This is a genomic window from Dokdonella sp., assembly GCF_035703485.1.
Classification (GTDB): Bacteria; Pseudomonadota; Gammaproteobacteria; order Xanthomonadales; family Rhodanobacteraceae; genus Dokdonella.
In genome coordinates this window covers 45,490-56,176 of record NZ_DASSYD010000108.1, presented here as the reverse complement: position 1 = coordinate 56,176, position 10,687 = coordinate 45,490, and the positions used below count along the sequence as shown (strand labels likewise).

The 10,687-nt window shown below is 61.7% G+C and carries 8 protein-coding genes; 5 read left to right on the top strand and 3 right to left on the bottom strand.

Going from position 1 to position 10,687, the window contains the following annotated elements:
* From VFN25_RS08315 to VFN25_RS08305, 3 genes are all read right to left on the bottom strand, one after another.
* On the bottom strand, nt 1–2,099 hold a 2,099-nt coding region (locus tag VFN25_RS08315; RefSeq protein WP_325140736.1), incomplete at its 3' end, for a DNA topoisomerase I.
* Nucleotides 2,100–2,289: 190 nt separating this feature from the next.
* A complete protein-coding gene (dprA, locus tag VFN25_RS08310) occupies nt 2,290–3,429 on the bottom strand; it encodes a DNA-processing protein DprA (protein ID WP_414648905.1) in 1,140 nt (379 codons plus the stop codon).
* A 114-nt stretch (nt 3,430–3,543) separates the two neighbouring features.
* Entirely contained in the window at nt 3,544–4,701 is a 1,158-nt protein-coding gene (locus tag VFN25_RS08305) for a LysM domain-containing protein (RefSeq protein ID WP_325140730.1), read from the bottom strand.
* A gap of 472 nt (nt 4,702–5,173) precedes the next feature.
* Between VFN25_RS08305 and def the strand changes: the two genes are divergently transcribed.
* Genes def through VFN25_RS08280 form a run of 5 tightly spaced genes read left to right on the top strand, consistent with a single transcriptional unit; the run spans nt 5,174 to nt 10,647 of the window.
* On the top strand, nt 5,174–5,698 hold the full coding sequence (gene def, locus VFN25_RS08300; RefSeq protein WP_325140728.1) for a peptide deformylase: 525 nt from the start codon (nt 5,174–5,176) through the stop codon (nt 5,696–5,698).
* Between the two features lie 3 nt (nt 5,699–5,701).
* On the top strand, nt 5,702–6,655 hold the full coding sequence (fmt, locus tag VFN25_RS08295; protein ID WP_325140727.1) for a methionyl-tRNA formyltransferase: 954 nt from the start codon (nt 5,702–5,704) through the stop codon (nt 6,653–6,655).
* Nucleotides 6,652–7,977 carry a 16S rRNA (cytosine(967)-C(5))-methyltransferase RsmB gene (gene rsmB, locus VFN25_RS08290; RefSeq protein WP_325140725.1) on the top strand — a complete coding sequence of 442 codons (1,326 nt, stop codon included), beginning with the start codon at nt 6,652–6,654 and terminating at the stop codon, nt 7,975–7,977. The genes fmt and rsmB overlap by 4 nt, the downstream gene beginning before the upstream one ends.
* A complete protein-coding gene (locus VFN25_RS08285; protein ID WP_325140723.1) occupies nt 7,949–8,500 on the top strand; it encodes a DUF4390 domain-containing protein in 552 nt (183 codons plus the stop codon). The genes rsmB and VFN25_RS08285 overlap by 29 nt, the downstream gene beginning before the upstream one ends.
* The gene (locus VFN25_RS08280; RefSeq protein WP_325140721.1) at nt 8,479–10,647 is read left to right on the top strand and encodes a sensor histidine kinase; all 2,169 of its coding nucleotides are present in this window, start codon (nt 8,479–8,481) and stop codon (nt 10,645–10,647) included. The genes VFN25_RS08285 and VFN25_RS08280 overlap by 22 nt, the downstream gene beginning before the upstream one ends.
* Nucleotides 10,648–10,687: the final 40 nt, after the last annotated feature.

Genomic DNA, 10,687 nt, shown 5'->3' with positions numbered 1-10,687 from the left:
CGCACGAGTTCGAGCGCGCGCGGCAGTTCGATCGTGTACGGATCATCCTCCTTGCCCAGCGAGGCATAGGTTTTTCCGATCTTGACGAAGGGGCCGAATCGGCCGACGCCGATCACGATATCTTCGCCTTCCTCGGACGTGCCGACGGTACGCGGCAGCTTGAACAATTCGAGTGCTTCCTCGGCGCTGATCGTGTGCATGCTCTGGCCCGGCCGCAGGCTTGCGAATTTTGGTTTCTCTTCGTCTTCCTTGGTGCCGATTTGAGCGAAGGGTCCGTAGCGACCGAGGCGCACCGACAATGGCTTGCCGGATTTCGGATCGGTGCCGAGAACACGGCTGCCGCTGGCCTCGGATTTGTCGACCGTCTCGATCTTTTCGTCGATCTGGGCCTTGAATGGCTTCCAGAATCGGCTCAACAACGGAACCCAGTCTTCTTCGCCGCGACTGACCGCATCGAGTTCATCTTCGAGTTTGGCGGTGAAGTCATAGTCGACGTAGCGGGCAAAGTGGCTGGCAAGAAAGCGCCCGACTGCCCGGCCAACATCGGTCGGTTTGAAGCGGCGGCTGTCGAGGATCACATATTCGCGATTGAGCAGGACCTGGATGATGCTGGCATAGGTTGACGGCCGGCCGATGCCATGCTCTTCAAGGGTCTTGACCAGGCTCGCTTCGGAGAACCGCGGCGGTGGCTCGGTGAAGTGCTGATCGGTGAGGATGTCGCGCAGGGGTACGGCCTCGCCAACTTTCATTTTCGGCAACTTGCGCGCCTGATCATCGTCCTCGGCGGTCTTCTGGTCACGGCCCTCCTCATAAACGGCGAGGAAGCCTGGATCGACAACCGTGGTTCCGGTGGCGCGAAATGCCGCATCGGGGCCGCAGGGAAAGTCCACCGAAACGGTATTCAGGGTGGCGTACTGCATCTGGCTGGCGACAGTACGCTTCCAGATCAATTCGTACAATTTGGCATGATCGGGCGAGAGATAGGCCGCGACGCGCTTCGGCGTCAATGCCGCTGACGTGGGCCGGATTGCCTCATGGGCTTCCTGGGCATTCTTCGATTTCGACTTGTAGACGTTGATCTCCGCCGGCAGCGCCTGACGGCCGAATTCGCGCTCGATCACCTCGCGCAACTCGCCGGTCGCTTCCTGCGATATCGATACCGAGTCGGTACGCATGTAGGTGATCAGGCCAACCACGCCCTCATCGCCGATCGCGATTCCCTCGTAGAGTTGCTGGGCCAGACGCATGGTTCGACTGGTTGCATAACCGAGCTTGCGCGCGGCTTCCTGCTGCAGGGTCGAGGTGGTGAATGGTGCCGAAGGCCGACGCTTGCGCTCTTTCGACTGCACCTCGCCGACGACCAGTCGACCTTGCGCAGCCTTGGTCAAGGCTTTCTGTGCGGCACGCGCGTCGGTTTCGTTGGTCAGGTCGAACTGCTCGAACTTCTTGTCGTTGAGCTTGAGCAAGCGCGCCTTGAAGGCTTGATCCGGATGCGCGAGGTCGGCTTCGACCGACCAGTATTCGCGCGGGATGAAAGCCTCGATCTCCTCTTCGCGCTCGACAATCATGCGCAACGCAGGCGACTGCACGCGCCCGGCCGAGAGGCCACGTTGCACCTTGCGCCAAAGCACTGGTGACAGATTGAATCCGACCAGGTAATCGAGTGCACGACGTGCCTGCTGGGCGTTGACCAGTTCCATCGAAAGCTGACGCGGGTTGGCGACCGCTTCCTTGATCGCGCGCGGCGTGATCTCGGAAAACACGACGCGATGCACGGCCTTGTCCTTGAGCAGGTTCTTCTCGCGCAGGATCTCGGCGATATGCCAGGAGATCGCCTCACCTTCGCGATCCAGATCGGTCGCGAGATACAGGGAGTCGGCTTGTTTCATCGCCTTGACGATCGCGTCGACGTGCTTTTCGTTCTTCTCGATCAGATCGTAATTCATCGCGAATTCGTGATCGGGATCGACCGCACCTTCTTTCGGCACGAGGTCGCGCACGTGTCCGTACGAAGCGAGGACCTGAAAGTCCTTGCCCAGATACTTGTTGATCGTCTTGGCCTTGGCAGGCGATTCGACGATGAGCAGATTCTTGGCCATGTTGCGGTCCTTGCCGCCGGTGATCGGTGCTGCGCTGACGGCGCAGCCTGAAAAATCGGTTGATGTCGCGTGACGCCTATATCAGAAGGACACAGGCGTTCGCGGGCTGTCAAGCCCGACGCGGCGCACTATACCCAATCAAATTGGCCGGTGGTGCCGATGCCGTCCCGCTGGCAGGCTGTGAACAGACTCAGTCAAGCGGTGTGCGCTGGTACTTTCCACCGCGTGCGCTGCTGACTTCACCCTCGAGTTCAAGCAGCAACAGCATCGAGGACAGGGCGCCAGCATCCAATCGGGTTCGATCCGCCAGCGTATCGAGGTCGACTTCCTCATGTCCAAGCGCTTCGAGCAGACGCTGGTAGTCTGCATCACGTTGCGGCTTGAGCCGGCCCTTCGACGCGGGGCTCCCGAGTGGGGAGCCGGCGTCATCCGGAACCTGCAGTCGCAACCGCAGCCGATCACCGAGCGCGGCGGCGAGTCCGGAAAGCTCGCCGATGATTTCATCGACTGTTTCGGTAAGACGAGCGCCGTCACGAATCAATTGATGGCATCCACGGGCCAGCGGACTGTTGATCGAACCCGGAATGGCAAACACTTCGCGGCCCTGTTCGGTTGCGTAGCGGGCCGTGATCAATGAGCCCGATTTCATGCTTGCCTCGACCACCAGTGTGCCGAGGGCCAGTCCCGAGATGATCCGGTTGCGCCTCGGGAAGTGCTCGGCTTTGCCTGGCGTTCCGGGCGGGAACTCGCTGACCAGGGCGCCGCTGGCCGCAATGTCGGCGGCCAGCGCGCGATGCTTGCGCGGATAAACGAGATCCGGCCCGGTTCCGAGCACGGCGAGGGTCTGGCCGCGCGCGTCCAGCGCTGCGCGATGTGCGGCCGCGTCGATACCGTCAGCCATGCCGCTGGTGATCGCGAAACCGGCGCCGGCCAGGGCACGAGAGAAACGCCGGGTGATCGCCATACCCGCCTCGCTGGCGCTGCGGCTGCCAACGATGGCGATTTGCGGCATCCACAGCAGGCTGGCGTCGCCATCGATGAATAGCGCCGCAGGAGCACCCGGGATTTCACGCAGCAGCGATGGATAGTCGTTGTCATCCCAGCCGAGCAGATGATGGTTCGACGCTGCCAGCCAAGCCAGATCCGACTCGATGAGCTGCGCATCGGGTGCATCCAGCCAGCGTCGCGCCTGATCGTCCAGTTCGGTTACGTCCCTGCCGCTACGGAAATGCTTCAGCACGTCCTCGGCGCTGCCATGCCGGGCAACCTGCTTGCGCAGCGTGGCAGGCCCGAGGCCCGGAGTGCGCAAGAGAATCAGCCAGGCTTCCATGGCCATCCGTGAGGCTTCCTTGATCGAGACATTTGCCGAGTCTAACAATACACGCAAACAAAAACGGCGCGGTGTCTTCGACCGCGCCGTTCGTTGCTGAATGTCAGGCGATTCTTACGGAGTGCTGTCCGGATCGTGCATGAAGTCGCCGATCTGGACCGGACGGACACTGTCCATGATGAGCCCGTAGCTGACCCGTTTGAAGGTGCGGAAGACCATCACATGACCGACGAATTCGGGTGGCAGTTTCACTTTCGAGTCATGCGGGTTGAAGAACGCGCGGCTCTTGCCCTCCGGGTAGTCGGTACGATCCTGGACGACTTCGCCTTCGGTGTAGATTGCATAGGTCGTGCCGTTGTCGACACCATCTTCCGAGCCGCGTGTCATCGCGATGACCTGCGACGGACCGACTACGGCAAGCGCATCGGTAAATGCGACGACGCGCATGTTGTCCGGTGCGGATGCGGGCGGATGCGGGACGAACTGATCGTCGTAGGGTTTGGCATCCAGAGGCAGGATGAAATCACCCTCACGAACCTCGAAATCCGAATACGTCACCAAGGCCGAGCTCGGGTCGCCGGTACGGGTGACCTGAACCGTGCCGAATTCAAGGACCTCGTAGCCGAGGAAACGCACGCGCCCCTTGAAGGTCCACTCATGCGGTCCGTGCCGCCAAAGCAGGCTCTGACGCCCATCACGACCATCGCGTGACTGGCGATAGGTTTCGCGGACTTCACCGGCTTTCTTCGGCGGCATGTCGTAGTAGCGGCCCATCGGGCGGACCAATGCGAATTGATCGCCAACGTTGGCATCAAGGCCGCGAACGTAAACGAGTTGCCCTGACGTGCCGCGCAAGCGGTTTTCCTCGATGGCGACGACATGCGGCGCATTGCGGATCGCATCCTCGTCGACCACCTTGGTGTTCTTGAGCAACTGCTTGATCGCCGACAATGGAATCGGCTTGACCGCAAGATCAAGTGAAGTCTCGCGTATATGCGGGCCGATCGAGCCTTCGCCGTGACTGACACTGCCGTCAGACAGAACCAGTTCGTCACCAGGATAGATAAGGTGTGGGTTGCGCACTTTATTGTTCAGTTGCCAGATCTCTGGCCAGTGCCAGGGCTTGATCAGGAACTTCGCGGAAATGCTCCACAACGTATCGCCCTTCTTGACGATGTAGGTGTGAGGTGCGTTGTCGGTCCACTGCTGCGCGGCAAACACGGAAACCGTGAGCAGAAGCCCTGCTGAAATCGAAAGTAGTTTTTTAAGCATGACTGCCAATTACCTGATTCCCCTATGGCTTTGCCGAGTGTATAGGAAACTTCTGGCGGATAAAACGACTCCTCGCTGGAAACCGGAACCTTGTCGCAAAGTGAGCCCAGGCCGGGTCTCGCCTTTACTGCCTCCGGAAAACTGTCGCAGGACAGGGGAAAAGCCGCTTTCAGGCAGCCTGCGGATCGCCTGTGGCCGCCGAAACGCGTAGAATTTTCGGATTGAAAAGGGCTGCAGCTTGTCGAACTTCGCCGGCTGAGGCGAGAATTCGGCCGGGCGAGGTCGGATTTTTGACGATATGCGGGCTCACTGGGGCGTCAGGAGTCAAAAAGGCGGCGCCAACAGGGGCCGCGCAGGTGGAATGGCCGTCCAGCCGGGACAAGTCCGGCGGGCAGCTTGCCCGTAGCGTTGTCTGCCCCCATATTCAGACCCAAGCACGTCACTCGACCATCGCGAACCCGGATTTCCTGCCATGAGCATTCTCACCATTCTCGAATTTCCCGATCCGCGTCTGCGCACCAAGGCGCAGCCGGTGACCACGTTCGATGCGGCGCTGAAAAAGCTCAGCGACGATATGCTGACGACCATGTACGAGGCGCCGGGAATCGGCCTCGCTGCGTCCCAGGTTGATCGCCACATCCAGTTGCTGGTGCTCGATGTATCCGAAGAAAAGAACGCGCCGATGACCATCGTCAATCCGCGCATTCTTGAGCGCGAAGGCACCCAGACCTGTCAGGAGGGATGTCTGTCGGTGCCGGGAATCTTTGCCGATGTCGATCGATCCGATCGCATACGCCTCGCCGCCCAGGATGTCGCCGGAAATCCGATCGAACTCGAAGCCGATGGTTTGCTCGCGGTCTGCATCCAGCATGAGATGGATCATCTGATTGGCAAGCTGTTTGTCGACTATTTGTCTCCACTCAAGCGCGACATGGTGCGCAAGAAGCTCGAAAAGCAGCGTCGCCACGCGGAATCCTCCGCGACCGCAAGCGCCTGATCCATGACGTCTCGCCCACGTCTGGTGTTCGCTGGAACGCCGGAATTTGCCGTGCCGGCCCTGCGTGCCTGCGTGCAATCCGGATGCGATGTGGTGGCCGTCTACAGCCAGCCGGATCGGCCGGCTGGACGTGGGCGCAAGTTGACCGCGAGTCCGGTCAAGCAGGCTGCGATCGCTGCGGGAATCGAAGTCAGGCAACCCGAATCGTTGCGTAGCGTCGACGCACGCAATGAACTGGCTGCGTATGCGCCTGATTTGCTGGTGGTGGTTGCCTACGGCTTGATCCTGTCGCGATCAGTGCTCGCGATTCCGCGTCTGGGCTGCTGGAACGTACATGCCTCGTTGCTGCCGCGCTGGCGAGGTGCCGCGCCAATCCAGCGCGCAATACTTGCCGGCGACAGGCAAACCGGTGTCGGTCTGATGCGCATGGAGGCGGGTCTGGATACCGGTCCGGTGTTTCTTGAGCGGCGCACACCAATCCGCAGCGACGAGACCGGTGGCAGCCTTCACGATCGCCTGTCTGTGCTCGGTGCCGAAGTACTCGGCGAGGGTCTGAGGCAGCTGATTGCCGGCGAACTCGCTGAACCGATCGCGCAATCAGACCGCGGCGTCGAATACGCGCACAAGCTCGACAAGGCCGAGGCGAAACTGGACTGGAACACGCCGGCGATTTCACTGCAGCGTAAAGTCCGTGCATTCGATCCCTGGCCAGTGGCCGAAACCCGGCTTGCTGGCGAACGTCTGCGCATCTGGTCGGCGCAGGTCATGGAGGAGGCGACGTCACTGGCGCCTGGCACGGTCGTCAAGGCGGGTGTTGATGGTCTCGACATTGCCACGTCTGACGGCATCTTGCGCATTCTCGAAATCCAGCGTGATGGCGGACGGCGCATGACGGTTCGCGACTGGCTCAATGCACGCCCGGCACTGGCTGATTCGCTGCTCGGCGAGCAGGCGTGAGCAACCCGGCCGACCATGCCGGGGCGGCGATTCGCGCCGATGCCGCACGCATTCTTGCCCGGGTCGTATTCGATGGCGTTTCGCTGCGTTCCGGGTTTGATGCGCGCGCCGCCCGCAACGCCGACCCGCGTGATCGCTCGCTGCTCTCGGCGACGCTGTTTTCGGCCTCGCGCTGGTGGTTGCGTTTCGATGCGGTGCTGGCCCAATTACTTGAGCGCTCGCTGCCGAAAAAGGCGTGCGAAATCCACTCCTTGCTGGTCGTCGGCTTCGTCCAGATCGAAATCATGGCGATGCCGGAATACGCCGTGGTCGCAGCCTGCGTTGATGCGGCTCGCCTGCTTGGTCAGCCGCGCCATGCCGGCCTGGTCAATGCGGTGTTGCGCCGGTATCTGCGCGAGCGCAGCGTCTTGCTTGCCGAAGCCGACCGCGATGAGGTCAGTCGAACCGCGCATCCGCGCTGGATGATTGATCGCATCGGCACCGACTGGCCGCGCGATCTGCAAGCAATCCTTGCCGCGAACAATTGCGAAGCGCCGCTGACCCTGCGCGTCAATCGACGCCGAAGCACGCGCGAGGATCTGCTTGAACGCTTCGCCGCAGCCTCGATCGAAGCTGTCGCACCCGCACATCTCGCCGACGCCGTGATTCTGACCGATAGCACCGATGTCAGTCGTTTGCCGGGATTTGTCGAAGGCTGGTTTTCGGTCCAGGACGGCGCTGCCCAGCAGGTTGTCGATGTTCTTGATGTCGTCGACGGCCAGCGTGTGCTGGATGCCTGCGCAGCACCGGGTGGCAAGAGTGCACATATCCTCGAACGCGCCGACATCGAGCTGACTGCGCTCGATTCGGATGCCGGTCGCCTGCCGCGTCTGCGCGAGAATCTGACCCGGCTCGGCCTCGCGGCAAACGTCGTGCATGGCGACGCATCACGCCCGGAGGCGTGGTGGGATGGCAAGCCGTTCGATCGCATCCTGCTTGATGCGCCATGCTCGGCCAGCGGCATCATTCGTCGCCAACCCGACATCAAGTTGCATCGGCGTGCCGCTGACATCGCGCCGCTGGCAGCGATTCAGAGAAGACTTGGGGCGGCCCTGTGGCCTATGCTCGCTCCCGGCGGAAAGCTGCTGTACGCAACCTGTTCGTTGTTGCGTGCCGAAAACGAAGCCGTGATTGCCGATTTGCTCGATGCCCACGTCGATGCGCGCGCGCTGCCCATTCACGAACGCCATGGGCGCGTTGCCGGCAGCGGTCGACAGAACTTGCCGGGCAACAAGGGGATGGACGGTTTTTATTATGCGCTTGTGGAAAAAGCTCGCAATTAGCGCGATCCTGACCGGCTTGCTGGTCGGCTGCAATGCAATGCGCGATCAGGTGCCTGGCAGTTTGCAGGTTCGCGAAGCGGCTCTTGCCTCGGCCGCTGAAGGCATGCGCCTCGATCTCGATATCGATTGCCGCCTCAACGGGCCAATCAATGACGCCCTGGAGCACGGAATCCCCATCACTCTCGTTATTCACCTGCGCGCACAGAGCACTCGCGGCACGATCGCGGACCGACGTCAGATCGAATTGCGCTATTTTCCGCTGACTCGGCGCTATCAGTTGCGTGACAGCGGCAGCGACGAAGTTCGCAGTTTTGCTGCGGTCGCCTATCTGATTGATGCCCTGGCCTCATTGCGATTGCCGTTGTCGTCGGAGTTCAACGATCTGCCTGCCGGAACCCGTCTGACCCTGGATGTGCAACTCGATCACTCGGTCTTGCCGGGTGCCCTGCGTCTGCCGGCCATGCTTGAGCCGGCCTGGCGTCTCTCAGCACCGGAGTATGCGTGGACCGTCGCCGCTGGCTGAACCTGATCGGCCGACGCGTCTTGCCCACGCTGGCCGTACTCGCCCTGCTACTGGCCTCGCTGAAGCTGGCTGAACAGGCTGCGGGCGGCAGCGGTGCGTTTGTCGATGCTTATCCCTGGGTGCTTGGCGCGGCGATGCTGGCCTTGTTCGTGCTGTTCGTGCTGATCGGCCGACGCCTGTGGTGGTTGCGCCGTGATCTGGGTCGCGATGCCCCTGGCGCACGTCTGAGCCGACGCCTGTTGCTGACCCTGGTGCTGCTCGCCGTACCGCCGGTGGTTGTGGTTTATGGATTCGCCTTGCGCTTCATCAACGCCACTGTCGACAGCTGGTTCGATGTCAGCCTTGAACGTGCTCTGGATGATGCGCTTGAGGTTGGCCGCATCGTCGTCGACGAACATCTGCGCAAGGCCGAGGCGGGAACCACCGAACTTGCCGACGAACTCGGCAACGAGTTCGATCGCAACCTGCAGGCCACGCTGGATCGCGAGATCGAGCCGCTCGGCGCTACCCAGCTCAGCGTGTTCGATGCAGACCGACGCGTGCTCGCCATGGCCAGTTCGGATCCACGCTATCTGGAGCCGCTGTTTCCGGATTCCTCGATCCTGATGCGGGTCAGTGGCAAGGACCGCTTTGCCGCCGCCGAACCGCTCGGCGACACCCTCCTGATTCGGGTTGTCATGCCGATCAGCTCGGTATCCGGCGCAGGCAAGCCGCGACTGTTGCAGGGACTCTATCCACTGCCTGAGCGCCTGCAACCGCTGACCACGAGTATCGAGAAAGCGAGTTTCGATTTTCAGCGTCTCAAATATCTGCGCGGATCGCTGAAACTGACCTTTGGCCTGATTCTGACCTTCGTGCTGACCTTGTCGGTACTGTTCGCGGTGCTCGCGGCATTCGGTGTGTCACGCCGTCTGCTCGCGCCGGTCGGCCGACTGATTCACGCCACCCGAGCAATTGGCGAAGGCCGCTTTGATGCGCCGCTGCCGGTGGCCAGCAACGATGAACTCGGCCATCTGGTCAACTCCTTCAATCAGATGTCGCGCGAACTTGAGCTTGCTGGCATGCGTGCCCAGCGCAGCGCGCAGGAGATCGATACCCAACGCGCCTGGCTTGGTGCCGTGCTTGAGCGACTTTCGGCCGGGGTTCTCGGCTTCGATCATGCCGGCGTCCTGCGTGTTGCCAATCGCGCCGGCGAGATCATTCTTGGCGTTTCGATCGGCAGCTATGCCGGGCGCACGCTGGCCGAGATCAAGCGCGACCACCCCGAACTGGCGAGCATCGCCGATCCATTGGCCCGGCACATGCGCGAAGGTCTGCGCGAGTGGCGTGAAGAGATTGTGGTCGAGTCATCGAGTGGCCGCCGAGTACTCATGCTGCGCGGCGCGGCATTGCCGGGCGACGGCGGATTCGTCGCCGTATTCGATGACCTGACCGTGCTCAACAGCGCCCAGCGCGATGCCGCCTGGGGCGAAGTCGCGCAACGTCTCGCGCATGAAGTGAAGAACCCGTTGACGCCAATCCAGCTTGCTGCCGAGCGCTTGCGCCGACGTTTCATCGGGCGCCTGCCAGCCGACGACAGCGAGTTGCTCGATCGCGCCACCCACACCATCGTCAGTCAGGTCGAAGCGCTGAAAACCATGGTCAATGCTTTTGGCGACTATGCACGTCCGCCGCAGCTGACAACGAGACCGGTGGCCCTGCATGCACTGATTACCGATGTGCTTGACCTCTACGGCAGCGACCAGCGTCTGAACCTGAGCCGCCAGTTCGTCGAAGGCGAACCGATGATCAAGGTTGATGCGGTGCGCATGCGCCAGGCCCTGCACAACCTGCTCAAGAATGCGCTGGAGGCCATCGGCGATCAGCGCAAGCCGCAAATTGTCGTGAGTACGGATATCGTTCGAGAGGACGACAACGCCTGGGTTGAAATCAAGGTCGCCGACAACGGCCCCGGTCTGCCGGAAGGCTTCGGTGAGCGCTGGTTCGAGCCCTATACCTCAAGCAAGGCGCGCGGCACCGGGTTGGGTCTTGCTGTGGTCAAGAAGATTGCCGAGGAACACGGCGGCAGCGTGCGCGCCGAGCAGCGTGACGGCGGCGGTGCCTCATTCACGCTGCGCTTGCCGCTCGGAAATGTTCCGCATTCCTGACCGCAATGTAATGTACGTTGCCGAGCCGATTCGGCACGAG